The organism is Kitasatospora indigofera, from assembly GCF_014655955.1.
Taxonomy (GTDB): Bacteria; Actinomycetota; Actinomycetes; order Streptomycetales; family Streptomycetaceae; genus Kitasatospora; species Kitasatospora indigofera.
Map to the genome: position 1 here is coordinate 20310 of NZ_BNBO01000032.1, position 20472 is coordinate 40781.

16 protein-coding genes are annotated in these 20472 nt (G+C 75.3%); 10 read left to right on the forward strand and 6 right to left on the reverse strand.

Translation table 11 applies throughout. The features are described 5' to 3' along the window. Positions 1 to 2: 2 nt before the first annotated feature. Together IE329_RS24675 and IE329_RS24680 are read right to left on the reverse strand one after the other, a co-directional pair. On the reverse strand, positions 3 to 749 hold the full coding sequence (locus IE329_RS24675) for a Clp protease N-terminal domain-containing protein (protein ID WP_190213158.1): 747 nt from the start codon (positions 747 to 749) through the stop codon (positions 3 to 5). A 69-nt stretch (positions 750 to 818) separates the two neighbouring features. Beyond that, positions 819 to 1700, reverse strand: coding sequence for a Rossmann-fold NAD(P)-binding domain-containing protein (locus IE329_RS24680; protein ID WP_190213159.1), 882 nt, complete (start codon positions 1698 to 1700; stop codon positions 819 to 821). Between the two features lie 347 nt (positions 1701 to 2047). Here IE329_RS24680 and IE329_RS24685 point away from each other — a divergent pair, with 347 nt between their 5' ends. Beyond that, positions 2048 to 2584, forward strand: coding sequence for an HAD domain-containing protein (locus IE329_RS24685; protein WP_190213160.1), 537 nt, complete (start codon positions 2048 to 2050; stop codon positions 2582 to 2584). Positions 2585 to 2645: 61 nt separating this feature from the next. Here the strand turns inward: IE329_RS24685 and IE329_RS24690 are convergent, their stop codons facing one another. Continuing rightward, positions 2646 to 3629 carry a hypothetical protein gene (locus IE329_RS24690; protein ID WP_190213161.1) on the reverse strand — a complete coding sequence of 328 codons (984 nt, stop codon included), beginning with the start codon at positions 3627 to 3629 and terminating at the stop codon, positions 2646 to 2648. A gap of 212 nt (positions 3630 to 3841) precedes the next feature. Beyond that, entirely contained in the window at positions 3842 to 4663 is an 822-nt protein-coding gene (locus IE329_RS24695; protein WP_190213162.1) for an SAM-dependent methyltransferase, read from the reverse strand. 362 nt (positions 4664 to 5025) lie between these two features. Between IE329_RS24695 and paaI the strand changes: the two genes are divergently transcribed. Further along, on the forward strand, positions 5026 to 5463 hold the full coding sequence (paaI, locus tag IE329_RS24700; protein WP_190213163.1) for a hydroxyphenylacetyl-CoA thioesterase PaaI: 438 nt from the start codon (positions 5026 to 5028) through the stop codon (positions 5461 to 5463). A 244-nt stretch (positions 5464 to 5707) separates the two neighbouring features. On the opposite strand, the gene IE329_RS24705 is transcribed toward paaI, so the two are convergent. After that, positions 5708 to 8521, reverse strand: coding sequence for a hypothetical protein (locus IE329_RS24705; RefSeq protein ID WP_190213164.1), 2814 nt, complete (start codon positions 8519 to 8521; stop codon positions 5708 to 5710). Between the two features lie 195 nt (positions 8522 to 8716). Next, positions 8717 to 12715 (reverse strand): type VII secretion protein EccCa, encoded by a 3999-nt coding sequence (eccCa, locus tag IE329_RS24710; RefSeq protein WP_229927721.1) that lies wholly within the window; start codon positions 12713 to 12715, stop codon positions 8717 to 8719. A gap of 262 nt (positions 12716 to 12977) precedes the next feature. Between eccCa and eccD the strand changes: the two genes are divergently transcribed. From eccD to IE329_RS24750, 8 genes are all read left to right on the forward strand, one after another. After that, entirely contained in the window at positions 12978 to 14402 is a 1425-nt protein-coding gene (eccD, locus tag IE329_RS24715; protein WP_308438399.1) for a type VII secretion integral membrane protein EccD, read from the forward strand. Positions 14403 to 14482: 80 nt separating this feature from the next. Beyond that, positions 14483 to 15928: a type VII secretion protein EccB gene (gene eccB, locus IE329_RS24720; protein WP_190213166.1), complete on the forward strand. Its 1446-nt coding sequence runs from the start codon at positions 14483 to 14485 to the stop codon at positions 15926 to 15928. 201 nt (positions 15929 to 16129) lie between these two features. After that, positions 16130 to 16456, forward strand: a complete 327-nt coding sequence (locus tag IE329_RS24725) for a hypothetical protein (protein WP_190213167.1) — start codon at positions 16130 to 16132, stop codon at positions 16454 to 16456. Positions 16457 to 16529: 73 nt separating this feature from the next. Then, positions 16530 to 16817, forward strand: coding sequence for a hypothetical protein (locus IE329_RS24730; RefSeq protein ID WP_190213168.1), 288 nt, complete (start codon positions 16530 to 16532; stop codon positions 16815 to 16817). Between the two features lie 36 nt (positions 16818 to 16853). Further along, entirely contained in the window at positions 16854 to 17273 is a 420-nt protein-coding gene (locus tag IE329_RS24735; protein WP_190213169.1) for a hypothetical protein, read from the forward strand. 140 nt (positions 17274 to 17413) lie between these two features. Then, positions 17414 to 19618 (forward strand): WXG100 family type VII secretion target, encoded by a 2205-nt coding sequence (locus tag IE329_RS40835; protein WP_229927730.1) that lies wholly within the window; start codon positions 17414 to 17416, stop codon positions 19616 to 19618. Positions 19619 to 19656: 38 nt separating this feature from the next. Beyond that, on the forward strand, positions 19657 to 20121 hold the full coding sequence (locus IE329_RS24745; RefSeq protein WP_190213170.1) for a YbaB/EbfC family nucleoid-associated protein: 465 nt from the start codon (positions 19657 to 19659) through the stop codon (positions 20119 to 20121). After that, positions 20114 to 20413, forward strand: coding sequence for a hypothetical protein (locus IE329_RS24750; protein ID WP_190213171.1), 300 nt, complete (start codon positions 20114 to 20116; stop codon positions 20411 to 20413). Before IE329_RS24745 ends, IE329_RS24750 begins: the two co-directional genes overlap by 8 nt. Positions 20414 to 20472: the final 59 nt, after the last annotated feature.

The following is a 20472-nucleotide window of genomic DNA, read 5'->3' on the forward strand; positions in this document are numbered from 1 at the left end:
CGTCAGGCCTGCTGCTCCTCGTGCGCGGCCTGCTCGGCGGCCACGGCGGCCGCGATGTGGGCCTCGGCGGCGGCCTTGTCGATGCCGAGGCCGGTCAGCACGCCGTCGCCGTCCTCAAGTTCCAGCAGGGCGAGCAGGATGTGCTCGGTGCCGACGTAGTTGTGGCCCAGCCGCAGCGCCTCCCGGAAGGTGAGTTCCAGTGCCTTGCGGGCCCGCGCGTCGTACGGGACCAGCTCGGGCACCTCGGCGGCGGCCGCCGGCAGCGCCGCGACGGCCGCCTGCCGGACGGCGTCGCCGGTGACGCCCTGGGCGGCGATCGCCCCCGCGCCGAGCGCGTCCGGCCGGCCGAGCAGGCCCAGCACCAGGTGCTCGGGGCGGATCTCGGTGTTGCCCGCCGCGTAGGCCTCGTTCTGCGAGGCCATCACGACGCTGCGGGCGTCCTCGGTGAAACGCCCGAAGCCCTGGCTGGGGTCGAGGTCCGGCTGCGCGCCGGAGGACTTGGGCACGAACCGCTTCTGGGCGGCCTGCTTGGAGACGCCCATGCTCCGGCCGATCTCCGTCCAGGAGGCGCCGGAGCGCCGCGCCTGGTCCACGAAGTGGCCGATCAGGTGGTCGGCCAGTTCGCCGAGGTGGTCGGCGGCGATGACCGCGCCGGAGAGCTGGTCGAGCGCGTCGGGGTGGACCTTCTTGATGGCGTCGATCAGGTCGTCGAGCCGGACGGGAGCCGTGATACGGGTCGGATTCGTCATGCGTCAACCATAGGTTGACGCCCGACTGCCGTCAACCAGTGGTTGACGGCAGTCGGGCGGGTGCGGGGCTCACACGTCCCAGGCGCCCTCGGCGGCGGCCTTCCGGGCGTACTCCGCGAAGTCGCGGGGCGCCCGGCCCAGGGCTTCCTGGATCCCGGGCGCCAGGTGCGCGTTGCGCCCGTCCGTGATCAGGTCGAAGAGGTCCGCGAACTCCGGCGGCAGCCCGCCGGCCACCAGGCCGGCCCGGTACTCCTCCTTGCCGGCCGGCCTGTAGGTGATCGGCCGGCCGGTGGCCCCGGACAGCGCCGCGGCGACGTCGTGGAAGCTCAGCAGCCTCGGCCCGGACACCTCGTACGTCCGCCCGACGTGCCGCTCCCCGGTGAGCGCGGCGACCACCACGTCCGCGATGTCGTCCGCGTCCACGAACGGCTCCACCGCCGCCCCCGTGGGCAGGACGATCTCGCCTGCCAGCACGGACTCCAGGAAGAAGCCCTCGCTGATGTTCTGCGCGAACCAACTCGCCCGGACGACCGTCCAGTCGGCGCCGGTCGCCTTCATCTTCTCCTCGGCCGCCAGCGCGCCCTCCTCGCCCCGGCCGGAGAGCAGTACCAGCCGCCGGGCGCCCTTCGCGACGGCCAGGGCGGAGAACGCCTCCACCGCCTCGGCCGCGCCGGGGAAGGCCAGATCGGGATAGTAGGTGAGGTAGACGGCGCCGACCCCCTCCAGCACCGCCTCCCAGCCGGACGGGTCCTCCCAGTCGAACCGCGGGTGCGCGCCGCGGGAGCCGATCCGCACCGGGAGTCCCCGCGCGGTGAGCCGCGCCGCGACCCGGCGGCCGGTCTTGCCGGTGCCGCCGGTCACCAGCGTGACGGGGCCGGGCGCCGCCCCGGCGCTCTCGCGCGGCGCGTCCGGCGTGCTGTTGTCCTGAACCTTCTCGGTGTGCTCGGTCATGACTCCAGTCAACGTCCGCCGCGCCCGCCGGGCCATCGTCGAAAGGCTCGCGCCCATGCGCGAGCGTCCAGGCCCGGGGCCGTCCGCCGCGACCGCCGCTCCGGCGGAAGCGCCCTGGCGGCACGTCAGGCCGCACTCCGCACGCGGCGGCCGGGGTGCCGGGCCCGCGACCCGTACCCGTTGTGCCGTGATCGCACGACCGGGCCGAGATGGGCCCGCCGCGCAGGCCTGCCGCGCAGGTCGGCCGCGCAGGTCGGCCGGCGGTGGTGAGGGAGCGGCCGCTCCGGCAGAGGCCCCCGGAGCCCCCGGTTCCCGGAGCGTCGCGGGGCAGGCCTTAGCATGCGGCCATGACCGGCCGACCGCCTCTCCCGCTGCTCTTCCTCGACATCGACGGACCTCTCATCCCGTTCGGCGGGACGCACCGCGAGTACCCCGCCCCGGACGGCGCGGGGCCGGCGGCCGGCGCCGCAGCCAACCCGCTGCTGGCCCGGATCGACCCGTCGCTCGGGCCCCGACTCCTGGCGCTGCCGTGCGAGTTGGTCTGGGCCACCACCTGGATGGCCGACGCCAACACCGACGTGGCGCCCCGGATCGGCCTGCCCGGCCTGCCGGTGCTGGACCCGCCGGAGCTGCCCGAGGCGCAGCAGCGGGCGGACGAGCACCGCGGACTGCACTGGAAGACCCGAGCCCTGGTCGGCCGGGCCGGCGGCAGGCCGTTCGCCTGGGTCGACGACGAGATCACCGCCGCCGACCGGGCCTGGGTGTCCGCCCACCACGAGGGCCCCGTCCTGCTGCACCGCGTCGACCCCCGCACCGGCCTCACCCGGGCCGACTTCGCCGTGCTCGACAGCTGGCTGCGCGGGGTCGGCGGGGCGCGCGGGTGACGCCCGCCCGGGACGGATCCCTTGGGGAGGCGACCGGGTCGGGAGCGACGGAGTCCCGGCCTCAGGCGAACAACTGGTCCAGGTCGAGCCGGAGGTGCGCGGTCCCGGTGAGCACGTGCAGGACGTCCCCGCGTCCGGTCACGGTGTACCCGGTGGCCGCCGGTCCGCCGGGCAGGGCCAGCCGGGTCGTCCCCCGGACGTCCAGGCGGCCGCGGTCGGTGAGCAGGCCGGTGACCACCCGGTCGTGGTCCGCGCCGTACCCGCCGACCAGGGCGCAGCGCAGGCCGTCGGTGACGACGGCCTGTACGCCGGAGGCCTTGTTCGTCCAGCCGGACACCGCGTCCTCGGCGACCCGGACCACGGGGAAGCCGTCGTGGAAACAGGCCCAGACGCTCTCGTCGGCCACGTTGAGCGCGTAGCAGTCGTAGATGTGGCCGAACCCGGTGCTGCCGGGGTAGTCCCAGGCCCGTTCCAGCCGCTCGTCGAAGCGCACCAGGCCGGCGGCCCCGACGGGCTCGGGGCCGCCCAGGTCCGGGTCGCCCCAGCCGTTGTTGCCGAAGACGCCCTCGTCGAAGTAGCCGACCCAGGTCCGGCCGGCCGGCGTGGTCGCGACGTGCTCGATCCCGTCACCGAGAACGGCCTCGGCGACGACCTGGCCGGTGGAGTCGATCACACGGGCATTGGGCTCCGCGCCGGCCGGGGTCCAGGTGCACCGGGCGCCGACGACGAGGAACCGGTCCCCGGGCAGCGGCTGGACCTGGCAGTGCGCGAGGCCCAGGTCCGGGACGTCCACCACCGCTTCGAAGCCCCGGGCGTGCGGGGCGTGCCGGGTCAGCCGCGCGGCCGCGGGCCGCTCCGGCCGTGCCAGGGCGAAGGTGGCCCCGCCGGGCCCGGTCCTTCGCGCGGTCAGTGCCGCCGCTGCCTCGGGGGTGGACCACAGGGCGACCAGCTCGCCGTGCGGGCCGATGTTCGCGGTGATCAGCCGGTCGCCCTCGGACGGCGGTTCGATCCTGGCGTGCATCCTCGGCTCGGTGGTGTCCCGCACGCTCCTCGGACCTCCTGTCCCCGTTCGTGTGCCACGACTGCAGCGGTGCCCGTCACCGGGCGGCGTGGCCCGACGGGAGGCCGCCGGCCGGCTGCGCCGTCGCGGCGGACAGCGGCCGCGGCGGCGGCCCGGCCCGTGCGTTCCGTCCGGTCCGGCTGCGCAGGCGAAGCGCGTCCCGGAGCGGACGGCGGCGCGGCCCTGCCGGGGCCGGGTCAGAGCACCCGGGCCGTCGCCCCGTACCCGAGGACCCGGGAGGCGGTCTGCGCGTCCACGTCCAGGCCCGGGTCCGGGCGCCAGTCCGCCATCAGGGTCAGGCCGGGCTCGACGAGCTCCATGCCCTCGAACCACGAGGCGATCACCTTGCGGTCGCGGACGTACAGTTGCTGCCCCACCCCGGCCAGGTAGGCGTCGGTCATCCTGCCGACCTGGACGCGGGTGTCCTCGTCGGCGAGGTCGTCCGAGAGGTGCGAGATCGACAGGTAGCTGCCGGGGGCGCAGGCCTCCCGGTAGGAGGTCACCAGCGCGGCCGGGTCCTGCGCGTCGTCGACGAAGACCAGCAGGCCCCCCATCAGGATGCCGACCGGCCGGCTGAGGTCGATCAGCTCCCGGGTGCTGGGGTGGGACCACACCTGCTCCGGGTCGCGGCCGTCGGCCTCGATCATGGCGACGAGCGGCTCGCCGGCCAGGATCTCCTCGCCGTGCCGGACGGCCGACGGCTCGCAGTCGACGTACACCACCCGGGCCTGCGGGTTACGGGCGTGGGCCACCTCGTGGGTGTTGTTCATGGTGGGAAGGCCGGAGGCGAGATCGATGAACTGGTCGACGCCCTGGGCGATCAGGAACCGTACCGAGCGGCGCAGCCAGTCCCGGTTGGCCCGGGCCAGCAGGTCGACGCTGGGCAGCATGGTCCTGATCCGCTCGGCCTTCTCCCGGTCGACCGCGAAGTTGTAGAGCCCGCCCAGGTAGTAGTCGTAGATCCGCGCGATGTTGGCGACATCCACGACGGCCGCGGGACGCTCGGCGAATGTGGTCATGTGGGGATCCTTCGCGTCGGATGGCCGGGCGCCCACGGCGGTGCGCGGCCTGCGCCAGATCATATAGTGATGATCTTTCAATTCGTCTGCCACAGAGGCAGATTGGGTCGACGCAATGTCCGTCGCCCGACCGTGGCCGTCCCGCTGCGCACGCCCGGGGGAGCCGGCTCGTCGCCGGGCGGAGGCGCCGTCGGCCCCGAGGGCCCGCCCGGACGTCACCGCGGGCCCGGCCCTGTGCCCGCCCGCGGGGCCGTACCGGCGCGGAATGCGGCGGCCATTGACAGGCGGTGGCCTGGCTCGATGTAATTCCGGTGTACGGAGCACCGACCGTTCCGGCTGCTCCCGGGGGAAAGCGGGAATTCATGGGCGCGAATATCGGACCGGCGCTGGCGGGACATTCCAGGATCGCCTCGCTGTACGAGCGCGACCAGACCTGCCAGACGCTCGGAATAGCGCTGGACGAGGTGTCCGCGGGGCGCGCACTGATGCGGATGCGGGTGACCGAGGCGATGGTCAACGGGTACGGGATGGCGCACGGCGGCTATCTGTTCCTGCTGGCCGACGCGGCCTTCTCCTACGCCTGCAACAGCTACGGCCAGGTCACCGTGGCGCAGGCCGCCCAGGTCACCTTCCTGGCCCCGGCCGCGGTGGGCGACGAACTGGTCGCGGAGGCGGTGGAGCGGGCACGCTCCGGGCGCAACGGCGTCTACGACGTGACCGTCCGGCACTCCGAGGGGAAGGTCGTGGCGGAATTCCGGGGCCAGAGTGTCGCCCTCGGCGGAATTCCGCAGGGCGCCTGACCGAAGGCCGCCGCGCGCCGGGCGGGCGCGCGAGGTGTTTCGGGCAAAACGGGTGGGCCGGCCGGACGGGAATTCATCCGCATTCCACGCGGTCGTCCGGTTCCGTTCCCCGGTGAGCGGTCCTGGATTCCTTTCCGGACGGTGGCGCGGCCGCCACGGTCACCGGGCCACGTTCACCCGCGTCGGCCGCGGGGAGGCTCCTCCGCCCCCGCCGCCCTCCGTTCCGGCCCGGCGAAGGGGCTGTTCAGGGCGCGGCGACGCCCGGGGTGAGGTGGAGGCGGTCGGGACGGTCCGGGGCGCGGCGTTCCTGCGGGGTGAGGACGTCCCGGCGGGCCAGCCAGGCGAGCAGCCGCATCCGGGCGTGTTCGTCGCGGCGGTCCGGAAGGCCGCTCCCGGCGCGCGGCCGGGAGGCGGGCAGGCCGTCCTCCCGGAGCAGGACCCTGGTCGGCAGGCCGTCCTGGGCGGGTATCACCTCCAGGACGGAGAAGCGCGAGCCCGGCGGGAAGACCACCTCGGGCTCGCCGTCCTCGGCGAACACCGACGTCCTGCGGCCCGTCACGGACCACAGGGCGAACTCGACCGGCGTCCCCAGCTCGACGTCGTGGGCGGGGACGCCGACGACCGGAGCGGGTTCGGTCAGCAGCGTCCCCGGACGGTAGTGCCGTAGCTCCTGCGCGCCCGCGTGGGCGCCCAGCAGGACGGCGCCGTGGTGGCTCGGGAGCCTGCGCAGCCCCGACCCGAGGCAGGCGAGGTAGGCGGCCGGCGCCCCCGGATCGGAGCGGCGGGCCGCCTTGACCAGCTCGGCGCGGGTGACCGGCACACCGGAGTCGCAGTGGTGCAGGTAGACCGCCGCCAGGTCGCACTTCAAGTCCTCACGAGCGATGGAGCGCAGGGCCGGGAGCCGGGTCGCCACCTGGTCGGCGTGGCTCGCGCAGCGCTGGAAGTGGCTTCCCAACAGGGCTCGGAAGGCGGTGCGTTCGGTGGCGAGGGCGGTCCGGTCGGGGGCGGTGGCCGACCCGGCGACGAGGGGACGGGGCTGCGCGGGTCGCTCGTCGGGTTGCTCGTCGGGTCGCTGGTCCGGTCGCTGGTCGGGTCGCTCGTCCGGGCGCGCGCCCGACGGCTCGGCCGTTACCGGGTGCTCGCCGGCCGGCTCGGCCGTGACCGGCTCCGAAGCGGGCCCGGCCGGGGCCACCGCCGGGCCGAGGACCCGGCCGAGGGCCGACGTCCGGTGCCTCGGCACGCCGTTGACCACCAGGGCGGGCTCGGCAGCTCCCTGCTGGGCCAGCGCGGCGAGCAGGCTGTCCACGCCCGCCAGGATCTCCGCAGGCACCGGCTGCTCTCCCGCACCGACCAGCAGGCGCGGCCGCGACGGGTCCGGATCCAGCAGCCGGGGCTCCCGGTACGGCCCGGGGTCGGCCGGGCGCAACCAGAGGCCGGCGGGCACGGCCTCCAGCCACCACCCCGGTACGGCGGTGTCGAAGACCGCCGGTCCGCACTGCGGAAGGCCGGCCGGCGCGCTGCGCCAGGCGGAGGCGACCACACGGCGGGTGCCGGCGGAGGCGGTCAGCTCGGTCAGCCAGGGCTCCCAGGTCGCCCGGCCGTCGGCGTCGAGCAGCCGGGACGAGAGGCCGCCGGCGGTGCGCATCGGCAGCCCGACGGCCGCCCGTACGTCGCGATCCAGCTCGGCGGCGAGTTCGGCGGCGAGCCCGGTGAGTGCACCGACGCCCGACCAGGGCGCGCTGAGCAGCAGCTCCGCGGGGGCGGGCGGGAGCAGCCGGCGGACGACCGCGGCCAGCTGACGGGTGGTCGGCAGCGGTCCGCCGGGACGGCCGACCACCAGGATCACCGTGTTGTCCGTCGTGGTGGCCCGCTGCAGGGGGGCCGGTCCGGCGAGTCCGGCGGACCCGCTCCTGATCCAGAAGCCGTTCGGCAGCGCGGTTGCCAGGAGGCCGTCGGGACCGGGTTGCCCGGCGGCGTCCGGTACCGCCGGCCCGGGGGCCGGCGGAGTCGCTTCGGTGGTGTGGCCGGCAGCGGGAACGGCGGGTGCGCCGGGGGCGGGTGGAGCGGCGGGTGCGAGGCGCACCGGCGCCTCGGGCGTCGGCTCCGGAGCTACGGGCGCCCCGGCTGCGGGCGCCCCGGGCGCCTCGGGCGGGGTGGCGGCGGGAGGAGCGGGCGGAGAGGCGGGGGACGCCTCGGCCGGCGGTCGCCCGGTGGCAGGCGTCTCGACGGCGGCCGGCGCGGTGGGTGCGGTCGGTTCGAGCAACGGTTCGACGTCGGCAGCGGTAGCGACGTCGGCGGCAGGGGCAGCGGTGACCGTGGCGGCGGCCGGGCCCGCGGGCTCCGCCGGCGGCCAGGCCGGCCCGAGGGCCTGGACCGCCCCGGCAGGCGGGCAGAGCCACCAGGAGGCGGCGACGCCCCCCGCGGTACCGGTGGTCAGCAGGGTGCCGTCGGGCCGGAGCGTGACCATCCCGTCCGGGGCCACCACCGACAGCCCGGCCAGCTCCGCGAGTTGTTCGGCCGGACGTCGTCCGTACGCCGGCGCGGCCGCGAGCCCTGAGGCGGCCAGGACCAAGGTGGTGGCACCCCGGTCGGCGGCCGCCCGGGTCAACTCCGGCAGCCGGCCGAGCAGCACGGTCGCGGCGTCGGGGGCGGCCGCGAGCAGCACCAGGGACTGGGGGGAGGGCCGGAGCCGGGCCAGCGCCGTCGTCAGCCCGGCCGGCAGGCCGCCCGGAGCCTCGTCGGGAGCCGCTCCGGTGGCAGCCGCCCCGGCCGGAGCCGTGCCCGGGGCGATGACGAAGTGCGCGCCGACGCGGTGCAGGCCCGAAGGCCCGGTGCCGGCCGCCGGCTCGGACGGCGGGCCCGCGGCGCCGGGTTGGGCGCCCCCGATCCGGCGGGCCAGCCGGCGCCAGGCCGGAGCGGCGCCGCCCGCGACCCCGGCGGCGTCGGCCGACCCGGCCCCGACGGCCGGCTCGGACCTGCTCCTGGTCCCTGCTGCCCCGGGCCCCGGCCCGGCGGCCGTACCGGTGTCGGCTCCGGCCGGCGGCGCTGGTGTGCTCATCGTTCTGCCCTCTCCCTGCCCGATCGCGTCTTGGCGGGGCACCAACCGGCTCTACGGGCCCCGCACCGGCGGAGGTTCACCCCGGTCGCCCCCGCACCTGCCCCGGTCGCCCCGGACCTGCCCCGGACCGCCTGCCCCGTCCAGGGCCGCCCGGCCGACCGCCCGCCCCGGGGAGGGCGATCGGCACCCGCCCGGCTACGACGGCTCCGCCGCGCCCTCCCCGTCCGCGGGCCCGGCCGTGATCGCGGTCTGCACCTGCACGGTGCGGCGCCGGGTGATGTAGAGGCCGCGGCCGGGCGGGAAGTCGCGCGGTTTGACGTTGCCGAACAGGTACCCCTCGCTCGGCGGGCAGGACAGCAGCAGCACGGGCGTGTTGACCTCCTCCAGCTTGCGCAGCAGCGGATCGGACGAGGCGCGGCCGATGCCGTTGGCGCCCCGCGCGACGATCAGGTGCAGGCCCAGCTCGGTGCCCTGCGCGAGGTGGTCGAACAGGGCCGCGAACGGGTGGGCGGACATGCTGCCGGGGGAGCCCGACACCAGCTCGTAGTCGTCGACCACGATGAACAGCTCGGGCCCCTCCCACCAGTCCCGCAACTTGAGCCGGGCCGGCGTGAGTTCCGCGCCGGGCAGCCGGTTGGCCATCGCCCGGGCCGCGCCGTCCACGATCTGCCGCAGGACGTCCACGGCGACCGCGTGACCCAGCCGGTAGTCGTCGGGGACGGCCTCGTGCAGCTCGCGCCGGTAGTCGACCAGCATGATCCGGGCCTCGGCCGGGGTGTAGGCGGCGGTGACGGCCGCGGTGACCAGCTTCAGCAGGTTGGTCTTGCCCGCCTCGCTGTCGCCGACCACCAGCAGGTGCGGGGCCTCCTCGAAGTCGTGCCACAGCGGTGCGATCGTGGTGTCCTGGAGGCCGATCGGGATGCGGAGCCGGCCCTCGGGGGCGGGCAGCGCGGCCGCCTCCAGGGAGAGCGGGAGCATCCGCACCTCGGGGGCGCGCGGGCCGGTCCAGTGGTCGGCGAGCACGTCGACCAGGTCGGCGACGCCCGCCCCGAGGTCGTCCGTGCCGCTGCCGCCGTCCAGCCGGGGCAGGGCGGCGAGGAAGTGCATCTCGTCGCCGGTCAGGCCCCGTCCGGGGATCTTCGGCACCTGGCCGGCCGCCCGCATGCTGATGGCGGAGTCCACCGCGTCGCCCAGCCGGAGCTCGAAGCGGGTGCCCAGCAGGTCGCGCAGCGCGCCGGTGACCTCGCCCCAGCGGGTGGTCCCCACGATCAGGTGGATGCCGTAGTTCAGGCCGCGCTGGGCGATCAGGGTCAGGGCGGGGGCGAGGTCGGGGAACTCCTGGCGGACGGTGTTCCAGCCGTCGATCACCAGGAAGACGTCGCCGTGCCGCTCCTCGGGCAGCTCGCCGGCCGCCCGGCGCCGGCGGAAGGCCGAGACGGAGTCGATGCCCAGCTCGGCGAAGCGCTGCTCGCGCCGGACCAGGATGCTGTTCACCTCGGCGACGGTGCGCACCACCCGCTCGGGGTCGTGCCGGCCGGTGACCCCTCCGACGTGCGGCAGCCCGCGCAGCCCGGCGAGCGTGCCACCGCCGAAGTCGAGGCAGTAGAACTGCACTTCGAGGGGGGTGTGGGTGAGCGCGAGCCCGCACAGCAGGGTGCGGATCAGGGTGCTCTTGCCGCTCTGCGGGCCGCCCGCGACACCCACGTGGCCGCCGGCGCCGGAGAGGTCGGCGGTGAGCAGGTCGCGGGCCTGCTGGAAGGGCCGGTCCACGACGCCGACCGGCACCGTCAGGGTGCCCCGGGCGGCCTCGCCCTCGGTGGTGAGGCCGTGGTCGGGGTGCGGCGCCAGCGGCGGCAGCAGTTCGTCCAGGGTGGGCGGGACGTCCAGCGGGGGCAGCCACACCTGGTAGGCGGGCGGCCCCGCGTCGGTGAGCCGCGTCACCGCCAGGTCCAGCAGGGTACGGGTCTCCTCGGGCGACTCCGGCGGCTCGGCCTCCGCGGGGAGCGCGGGCGGCCGGCGCGGTGCCACGTACTCCGTGCCGTACGCGGCCACCTGACCGGCCACCACCTCCTGGCGGGCCGCCCGGCGCCTGGCCCGGTACGGGCCGGAGACGTACGCGGCCTTGAACCGGGTGAGGGTGGCGATGTCGCTGCGCAGGAACCCGTTGCCGGGCTGGGAGGGCAGTTGGTAGGCGTCGGGGACGCCGAGGACGCCCCGGCTCTCCATGGCGGAGAAGGTCCGCAGGCCGATCCGGTAGGACAGGTGGGACTCCAGTGCGTGCATCCGGCCCTCGTCCAGCCGTTGCGAGGCGAGCAGCAGGTGCACCCCGAGCGAGCGGCCGAGCCGGCCGATCATGATGAAGAGGTCCATGAAGTCGCGGTGCGCGGCGAGCAGTTCGCTGAACTCGTCGACCACCACGAACAGCGTGGGCAGCGGCTCCAGGGCCGCCCCGGCGGCGCGGGCGGTCTCGTAGTCGAGCAGCGAGCTGTAGTTGCCGGCGGCCCGGAGCAGCTCCTGGCGCCGCACCAGCTCACCGTGCAGCGCGTCCCGCATCCGGTCCACCAGGGAGGCCTCGTCGGCCAGGTTGGTGATCACCGCGGAGGTGTGCGGCAGCCGGTCCAGGCCGAGGAAGGTCGCGCCGCCCTTGAAGTCGACCAGGACGAAGTTCAGCACCTCGGAGGAGTGCGTGACGGCCAGCGCCAGCACCAGCGTGCGCAGCAGCTCGGACTTGCCGGAGCCGGTGGCGCCGATCAGCATCCCGTGCGGGCCCATGCCGCCCTGCGCCGACTCCTTGATGTCCAGCTCGACCGGCGAACCGTCGGCGGCGATGCCCAGCGGGACCCGCAACCGGTCCGCGATGCCGCGCCGGGACCAGGTCTCCACCACGTCGTGCCGGTGCAGGTCCCGGATCCCGAGCAGCGTCGCGAGGTCGAAGTCGGTCTCCAGCGGCTCGCCGGCCTCCGTGCTGTCGCCGATCCGGAACGGCGCCAGCCCGAGCGCCAGCCGGCGGGCGGCGGCGGCCGACAGGGCGTCCGGCCGGCCGAGCGGGGTGACGTCGTCCCGGTGGTTGCGGTCCGCGCCGACCATCGCCAGGGCGCCGTCCTCGATCCGCAGCCGCAGACGGAACCGCAGCGGCTTCCACTCCAGGGTGTCGCCGAGGTCGAGCAGCGTGGCGTTGCGGTAGCCGGCGAGCGCCGCCCTGCTCGCCGGGCCGACCTGCGGACCGTCCAGCACGATCACGGTGTACGGCTCGTCCCGCCCGGGCTGGGCGTCCGGCTCGTACGGCGGACGGGCCCCGAAGTCGCCGCCCAGCAACTGCTCGATCTCCGCGACCGAGCCCGCCACCAGGCGCACCGGCCCCACCCCGTCGGTGTCCACCGGGTGCAGGGCGTGCGGCAGCCACTTGGCCCACTCCCACTGGGCGCGGTGCTCGGCGTCGGTGACGACCGCGATCCGCAGCTCGTCGGGCGCGTGGAAGACGGCCAGCTGCGCCAGCATCGCCCTGGCCAGGGCGCGGGCGTCCGCCCGGTCCTCGGCGCGCAGCAGGATCTGCGCGTAGCCCCGCAGGTAGACCGCGACCGGCTGGTCCGCGACGGTGCCGTAGGCGTTGATGAAGCGGCGCAGCGCGTGGGCGCAGAGCGGCTCCAGGTCCTCCACCGGCTTGGTGGACAGCGGGGCCAGCCGCACCGCGAGGCGCTGCGGGCCGGTCCCGATCCGGACGTCCCCGAAGTCGGGGTGCGCGCTGCGGCGCTCCCACAGCCGGGAGGTGCGGGCCAGCGCGGCCAGCACGGACGGCGTGGGGTGGCGCCAGCCCAGTGCCTCCTGCTGGCGCACGACGTGGGTACGCACCTGGCGGCGGACCTGGGACAGGTAGCGCAGGTAGTCCCGGCGCTCGGCGCGCAGCTCCCGCTTGCGGTCGCTGGACCCGCGGACCAGCTGGGTCACCAGCATGCCCACGGCGGAGAGCCCCATCATGCCCATCGCCACGTACATCAGGATGCCGCCGCCCTCACCCGGGCGCAGGAAGATGAACACCATCGAGAGCGAGCTCAGGGCCATCGGCGCCATGCTGATCATGCTCGCCATGCCGCTCTGCGCCTCGGGGAGGGCGGGCGGCTCCTGCAACTGGATCTCGCCGTCGGGCATTTCCGGGCCGGGGCGCCTGGGCGGACGGTTGACCAGCACCACGCTCAACGAAGGGCTCCTCGTGAAGGGGGACGGCCGACCGGTGATCCGCGGCCCGGGACGCGTGTCGTCCGTCCAGGACCACGGACGGCGGGCCCGCCGGGGTTCACCGGCCGGCGGTGCGACCGGGACCTGACGGGTGGTGAACCCCGGGAGCCGCGCGGCCCGTACCTCCTGGTGCGAGCGGCGCCCCGGCCCGCTCTTCCCCCGGGCGGCCGACGGGGCGCCCATCCCGCCGGGACGTCCCGCCGGGACATCCCGCCGGGGCACCGTGCCGCGCCGCCGCTCCGGCCGGGTCGTTGGAGATTGGAGAGCCTTGAACGGGACCACCGTTGCTGGACTGTGCCGCCTGAGGTTCCGGACACCCGACGCGGTGTTCGACCTCGCGGTGCCCGCCGACGTGCCGCTGGCCGACCTGCTGCCGGCCGTCCTCGGCTTCGCCGGGCCGGGCCTGGACGAACTGGGCGTCGACCACGACGGCTGGATCCTCCAGCGCCTCGGTGGCGCGCCGCTGGACGAGGAACTCGGCGCGGACGCGCTGGGACTGCACGACGGCGACGAGCTCCACCTGCGCCCGCGCCGCGACCCGCTGCCCGAGGTGCACTTCGACGACATGGCGGACGGCGTCGCCACGGCCATGCGGGCCCGCCCGGACACCTGGCGCCCCGCGCTCACCCACCACCTCGCGCTGGGCCTGGCCCTGTCCGTCCTGGTGGGCGGGCTGGCGTTGCTGCTGCTCCCCGGGACGAGGGAGAGCCGCGACCTGGCCGCCGCCCTCACCGGCGTACTGCTGCTGCTCGGCGCCGCGAGCGGCTCCCGGGCGGTGGGCGACGCCGGCGCCGGGACGGCGCTGGGCGCGGCCGCGGTGCCCTACCTGGCGCTGGCCGGGGCCCTGCTGCCCGCCGGCGGCGGGGCCGGCGCGGCCGGCGCCCGCCTGCTGGCCGGCGGCTCGGCCGCGGCCGGCGCGGCGGTCCTCGCGGTGGCCGCCGTCGGCTGCTCGGCGCCGCTCTTCCTCGGCACCGCCCTGGTGGCCCTGCACGCCGTCCTGGCCGGCGCGCTCCTGCTGAACGGCCTCGACGCGTCCCAGGCCGCGGCGGTGCTCGCCGTCCTGGCCGTCGTCGTCGGGGCCTTCGTCCCGGGGATCTGCTTCCGGCTGTCCGGACTGCGCCTGCCCGCGCTGCCCCGCAACGCCGAGGAGCTCCAGGAGGGGATCGCCCCCTTCCCCAGCGGCACCGTGCTGAGCCGCAGCGACGTCGCCGACGGCTACCTGACCTCCTTCCACCTGGCGCTCGGACTGGTCCTCACCCTGTGCACCACCGTGCTGGCCGGCGTCGACGGCTGGGCCGCACCGTTCCTGACAGCCGCCCTGTCCGTCCTCCTGCTGCTGCACGGCCGGGCCGTCGGCAGCATCCCGCAGCGGCTGGCCGTCCTGCTCCCCGGCGTCTACGGCCTGGCGCTGCTGCTCGGCGGCGTGGCCCTCGACCAGCGGACCGGCGGCCGGCTGCTGCTGCTCGCCGGACTGCTCGGCCTGGCCGCCGCGCTGGCGGTCACCGCCTGGACGGTCCCCGGCCGCCGGCTGCTGCCGTACTGGGGCCGGGCCGCCGACCTGCTGCACTCGCTCGCGGCGATGGCCGTGCTGCCGCTGGCGCTGGCCGTCGCCGGGGTCTACCACGCGCTGCGGGCCGTCGCGGGTTAGGGTCCGCCACCATCCGCCGGCCGGGCCCCGGCCGCCCCTGACGGTCCGCCATCCACCGATGTCCCGAGGAGAACCACGAGATGCAGTCGAAGCGCGACCAGGTGCAGGCCCACCTGTTCGTGATGGGCAGGCTCGCCACCGGCATGCTGCGCGGCGAGCCCGACGCCCCCGACACCCCGTCCGGGCGCACCTCGCGGGGCACCGTGACCGGGCTGGTCGTCGCCGTCCTGGTGTGCCTGGGGGTCGCCGTGTACGGGGCGCTCGTGCCCGGTGGCGCCACGGGCTGGCGCAAGCCCGGCACCCTCGTGGTGGTCAAGGAGAGCGGCGCCCGCTACCTCTACCTGGACGGCAGCCTGCGGCCCGTGCTGAACGAGGCCAGCGCCCGGCTGCTGGCCGGCGACCAGCTGGTGGTCGACCAGGTCAGCGTGAACTCGCTGGCCGGCACCCCGCGCGGCGCCCCGGTCGGCATCCTCGGGGCCCCGGACGGACTGCCCGCCCCCGGCCGGCTCACCGCCGCGCCGTGGCTCGCCTGCGCCGTCGGCCGGCCCGGCCCGTCCGGTGGCCGCCGCCCCGAACTGGCCCTCGCGGTCGGCCCCGGCGGCCGCGGCACCGGCCTCACCGACGGCCAGGGCGCCCTGGTGGCGGCGCCCGACGGGACCGAGTACCTGCTCTGGCACGGCCGCCGGCTCCGCGTCGACACCCGCGACGGTGCCCGCCAGGCCCTCGGCCAGGCCGCGGTCACCGCCTATCCGGTGACCGCGGCCTTCCTCGACTCCCTGGCGGCCGGGCCGGACCTGGCCGCGCCCGAGGTGGAGTCCCGCGGCGCGGCCGGCCCGCAGCTGACCGCCGGCCCCACCCGGTTCGGCCAGCTGTTCACCGGCCCCGGGGGCGACCCGTACCTGCTGACCCCGGCCGGTCTCACCCCGCTCAGCAGGATGGCCTTCGAACTGCTCCGCAACGACCTGCGCACCCAGAGCGCCGCCTACGGGGGCGCGGCCGTCACCCCCGCCGCCCTCAGTCCGGCCGACCTCGCCGCGCACACCGCCGCCGTCCGGCCCGCGCCCGCGGCGGCCGGGCTGCCCGCCGCGCCGCCGGAGCTGGTGACCGTCCCCCAGGGCCGGGGGATCTGCGCCGAGTCGACGCTCACCGACCAGGCGCCGACCACCTCGGTCACCCTGTTCGACGAGGAGGCGGTCGCGGGCCCGCCGCCGGCCGCCCAGCCGGGCGTGGACCCGGCCTGCGCCGGCGCCGACAGCATCGCCGTCCGACCCGGCGGCGGGGCCCTGGTCCGGGCCCTGTCCAGTGCCGGCGTCGGCGGCACGCTCTACCTGGTCACCGACGCCGGGGTGAAGTACCCGCTCGCCTCGGCGGCGGCCGCCGAGCGGCTCGGCTACGGCGCCGTCGTCCCCTCGGCCGCCCCCGAGGCCCTGCTGACCCTGCTCCCGACCGGGCCCAGCCTCGACCCGGCCGCCCTGACCGGCGGCCCGGCCCCCGCGCGTACCGCCGGCCCGGCCTGCGCGCGGTGAAACGCGGGGGCCGCCCGCCCGGGTGCCGCGCGGACCGGGGCCGGCTCCGGCAGGCCGGCGGAGCGTCCCGCGAACCGGCTGAACCCTCCTCCGGCACCGCCCCGTTGAAGGGGTGAGAGGGCCCGCCGCCGCTCCTCCGGCGGCATCGGCCACCTGTGCATCCGAACCGTCGAAGGGAACCCTGTGTCCACTCCTCCCAGCTTGACGACCGACGACAGTGTCGTCCGCGCCACTCTGCGCACCCTGGAGGACCGCATCGCGGACATGCGCAGTTCGCTCGCCGACATCGTCGCCATCAAGGGCGAGGTCCACGACCACTTCAAGGCCGCCTGCAGCACGCGCTACCAGGAGAACATCGACGACTGGACGAACCGGTACAACCAGCTCAAGTCGGCCTACGAGAGCTTCCAGACGAGCTTCACCAGCGGGCACCAGCAGATCAACGCCGCGCACGACGACGCGAACGGCGTCGGCGGCAACTGGAGCGTCCATTCGAGCCACGTCAAGGGCGTGCTCAACCCGAGCTGACCGTCCCCTCCCCGTGCCGTCCGGCCGGCCGTCACTGCCCGGCCCGGCCGACGGCGAACGAAAGGATCGACCCATGGCGAACATCGCCCTCAACCACCGGAACATCGACGAGGCGGCCGACGCGCTCAGCCAGGCCGGCACGCGGATGCACAGCAGCATGGACAACTGCGTCGCCGCCCTGCGGACGGCCGAGGCGCAGCTGTCCGGTCTTCTCGCCACGGCGGCCGCGGATTTCCGCACCACGCTGACCAACAACGAGAAGGACATGACGGACGACATCACCAAGGCCGCCGGCGCGCTGCGCGAGATGCACGGCCTGCTGCGCGACGCCGACCGCCGGGCCGGCGCGGGCATCGGGTGACCGCGGTGGACCGCGACCGCGCGGGAGGCGGGCACGATGGCTGAGACCGGGCCGGGGAGCGTCGACCTCCACCACACGCTCAGCGTGAACCACGACGACCTGGAGTACTTCGCCAACGTCCAGCTGAACAACTTCCTGCGCGAGTTGGCCGCCGACCCCGGGTACAAGGCGATGCTGGCCTTCGGCGGGGCCGAGGCCGGCGAGTTCACCGCACTGCTGACGGGCCACGCGGCCACGTTCCCCGCCGCGGGGAACGTCAAGGCCAACTTCGGGGCCCTGGCCAAGGGCCTGGCCGCGGATCTCAAGAAGGCCGGTCTGCAGATGACCGACGCCCAGCTGGAGATCCTGAAGACCCTGGAGATCATGGACGCCGCGCACGAGGAGGCCATGACGGCCGCCGAGATGATGCTGATCCTCAACAAGGTGGTCTCGTCCGCGCCGACGAAGTCCGGCTGACCAGGGCCCGGCCGGCCACCCGGCCCGGCCGGCCACCCGGTCCGGTGGGCCCGAGGGCCCACCGGACCCCGCCGGCCGGCACCGCCCGCCGGACCACTTCCCCCCCCGCAAGCCTCACCTGATCGGAGACAGCGAAGCCCATGGCCACGATGCGATGGGAGGACGTCCTCAAGACGTTCGCCTCCGAGGCTCAGCGCACCGCGAAGATCGTCACCAGGGAGGAGGTCGCGGGGCCATCACCCGACAAGCCGTGGCTCCGGCCCGTGATGAAGATGGTGTGGGGCTCGGGCTACTACGCCAACGGGGGAGCCGCCGACGGCCAGCACGCCGGGGTGGGCACACCCGACGTCTGGTGGGCGTGGAACTTCTCCATCGGCCAGGAGCACTACAACTACTCGATCACCTTGAGCGTCAACTACACGGACTGGGGCAACGACTCGGACAAGCCGCTGTCCAAGTTCATCAACCAGCACCGCGAGATCTTCGCCCCGCTGATGCCGGGCGGCCGGGGCAACGACACCGTCAACTCGGCGAGCCTGCGATCCGCCGCGGCGGGGCTCACCAAGGTCAACTCCTGGCTGACCACCTGGGAGCCGCGGGTGAAGGAGTGGGCGGGGTCGCTGGACGCACCGGACAGCAACTGGCAGGGGGACGCGGCCGGCGAGTTCAAGACGCTCCTCGACCGGTACGCACTGGAGCTGGAGACCATCCGGCTCCAGCTGCACAAGTCGCCCTTCGAGGCCGACCTCTACGCGGCGGCCGACGCCATCGACCAGGCGGTCCGGGGGCTCCAGTACGTCCACCAGTCGTGGTGGGACAGTGGGACGCTCTGGCCGTCCCACGCGATCCTCCAGGCCCTGACCGAGACCCTGCAGAACGTCACACCGCAGATCGACTCGCTCGGGAACCTCCAGTCGATCAGCACGCCTCTCGGCGACCCCCGGCAGCAGGACTTCTACGACCGGCTGGAGCTGCGGGCCAAGGCCATCTGGCTGGCCGACGTCGAGCGTTGCCTGGACAAGCGCAAGGTGCCCCGGGTCGTGGACGAGCGCCTGGCGTTCTCGCCGGACCCGATGGCCGCGCTGGAGGCGGCCTACAACATCCTGAACGCGGACTTCGGGTTCGGGTACCGGCCGGTGAGCCTGGACCTGCCCCCGGCCCCGGTGCCGGACCCGACGAAGGACGGACCCGGCTCCGAGAAGGGCCCTGGGGAGGGCGACCCCGATCTCGGCGGCGGCAGCGGCGGCGGCAACGACAAGAAGCTGGACCTGACCGGCGGCGCGGGCGGCGGCAGCGGCGGCTCGGGGGACGGCGGTGCCGGCGGCAACGGCTCCGACACCCATCTCCCCCCGCCCCCGGTGCTCGGCGGTGGCGGCGGAGGTGGAACCGGCGGCAACGGCACGGGCACGCCGATCCTCGACAAGGACAACAGGCCCGTCCTGGATGCCGACAAGAAGCCCGTGCTGCTGCCCCCGGGCGGGTACATCGGCGCCAACGGGCAGGTGTACGACGGGAACGGACAGCCGGTCAAGGACAAGAACGGCAAGCCGGTCGTCGTGCCGGTGGGATCGGACATCCCGCCCGGCACCGGTGGCGGCATCTACGGGTCCAACGCCAAGGTGCCGAAGGGTTCGACCGTCCGGGAGGACGGCTCGGTCATCGGCCCGGACGGCAAGCAGGTGCTGGACCGCGACGGCAACCCGGTGGTGGTCGCGAAGGGCGGCTCGGTCGCCGCGGACGGAACGCTGCTTGACTCGACCGGCCGGCCCGTCGCCGACCTCACGCAGCGCTACCTCGACCGGCAGCACGCCGTCGACGCGATCACCTCCGGCGGCAGTGGCGGCGGCGGTGACACCGGCATCGGCCGGCCGCCGTCCACCCTCCCGTCCTGGAACCTGGACCTCGGGTCCCTCGGCGACTACGGCAGCGGCTCCACGGGCGGTGGCTCCGGGAGCCTCTCGTCGGGCCCGTACGCCGGGTCGTTCGGCGGGGCGGGCGCGGGCGAGGGGCTCACCGCGGGCGCAGGGCCCCGACTGGTCAGCTCCGGCGGCGGGTTGAGCGCCAAGGCGATCGAGAACAGCGGAGGGACGGCGCCCGGCGGCAAGGCCGCCACCTCGGGGGCCGCGGCCCAGAAGGCCTCCGCGCTGGCCGCCGAGGAGGCGGCCGTGATGCGCGGCCGCACGGTGAACACCAGCAGCGGCGGGATGCCCATGGTCCCGCCGATGGGGGGCGGCGCGGGCGGCGGGCCGGGCGAGAAGGACCGCCAGCGGACCACCTGGCTGTCCGAGGACGAAGAGGTCTGGGGCACCGACACCGGTGCCGTCCACGGCGTGATCGGCCGCTGAGCCGGTCCCGCGTTTCCACAGTCGAGGAGGGTACGGAGATGGAGTTCTCGTTCGAGGAGCACCTCGCCCGGGCGATGGCGTCCCTGGAGGAGCAGCAGGCCAGGATGGCCGCGATGACACGGGAGTTGCAGGCGTCGAGCGCCTCGGTGACCACCAAGGACCGGCTGGTCACCGCGAAGGTCGGTGCGCAGGGCCAGGTGCTCGCGCTGACCTTCCACACCACGGCCTACCAGGAGATGGCCCCCGCGCACCTCGCCGCCGTCCTGAAGGACGTGCTGAACGAGGCCCAGGCCCGGATGGGCGAGCAGGTCGCCACGGCGATGCGGTCCTTCGACGGGGTCGGCGAGTCGCTGCGGCTGGCCTTCACCGGCGAGCGGGAGGACGAACTGCTCTCCGGGTCGGGCGGGATGGACCTGGACGCGCTGCTGGCGCCGCTCACCGCGATGCGCCCCGGCGCCGGCGAGGCCCGGCGTACGGACAAGCAGGAGGAGTTCAATGGCTGAGCGGCTGAAGAAGCTTGAGGACCTGAAGACGGAGTTCACCAGGTTCCCGGAGATGGCGGCGCTGGTCGGGAAGATCGAGGCCGAGCTCAAGGACGTCGGGGTGAAGAACGTCAAGGGAGGCGGGCACGACCAGATCGGCAAGCAGTACCACGAGAAGGTCGACAAGCCGACCGCGTCCCTGAGCCAACTGGTCGAGAGCATCAGGCTCAAGCTGCTGAGCATCGGCGAGCACGGCGAGAGCACCGCCGATCTCTTCGACGCGGCCGACGAGCACGCCGCCGACCTGGCCTGAGCGGCCACCGGAGGCAGTCTCCGGCACCCCTTCCGCACCCGCACCAGCCAGCTTTCGCA

Bases quoted from the DNA above. Each gene is read 5' to 3' on its own strand.
- IE329_RS24675 (WP_190213158.1), bottom strand. From the start codon at position 749: ATGACGAATCCGACCCGTATCACGGCTCCCGTCCGGCTCGACGACCTG.
- IE329_RS24680 (WP_190213159.1), bottom strand. From the start codon at position 1,700: ATGACCGAGCACACCGAGAAGGTTCAGGACAACAGCACGCCGGACGCG.
- IE329_RS24685 (WP_190213160.1), top strand. From the start codon at position 2,048: ATGACCGGCCGACCGCCTCTCCCGCTGCTCTTCCTCGACATCGACGGA.
- IE329_RS24695 (WP_190213162.1), bottom strand. From the start codon at position 4,663: ATGACCACATTCGCCGAGCGTCCCGCGGCCGTCGTGGATGTCGCCAAC.
- paaI (WP_190213163.1), top strand. From the start codon at position 5,026: ATGGGCGCGAATATCGGACCGGCGCTGGCGGGACATTCCAGGATCGCC.
- IE329_RS24705 (WP_190213164.1), bottom strand. From the start codon at position 8,521: ATGAGCACACCAGCGCCGCCGGCCGGAGCCGACACCGGTACGGCCGCC.
- eccB (WP_190213166.1), top strand. From the start codon at position 14,483: ATGCAGTCGAAGCGCGACCAGGTGCAGGCCCACCTGTTCGTGATGGGC.
- IE329_RS24730 (WP_190213168.1), top strand. From the start codon at position 16,530: ATGGCGAACATCGCCCTCAACCACCGGAACATCGACGAGGCGGCCGAC.
- IE329_RS24735 (WP_190213169.1), top strand. From the start codon at position 16,854: ATGGCTGAGACCGGGCCGGGGAGCGTCGACCTCCACCACACGCTCAGC.
- IE329_RS40835 (WP_229927730.1), top strand. From the start codon at position 17,414: ATGGCCACGATGCGATGGGAGGACGTCCTCAAGACGTTCGCCTCCGAG.
- IE329_RS24745 (WP_190213170.1), top strand. From the start codon at position 19,657: ATGGAGTTCTCGTTCGAGGAGCACCTCGCCCGGGCGATGGCGTCCCTG.
- IE329_RS24750 (WP_190213171.1), top strand. From the start codon at position 20,114: ATGGCTGAGCGGCTGAAGAAGCTTGAGGACCTGAAGACGGAGTTCACC.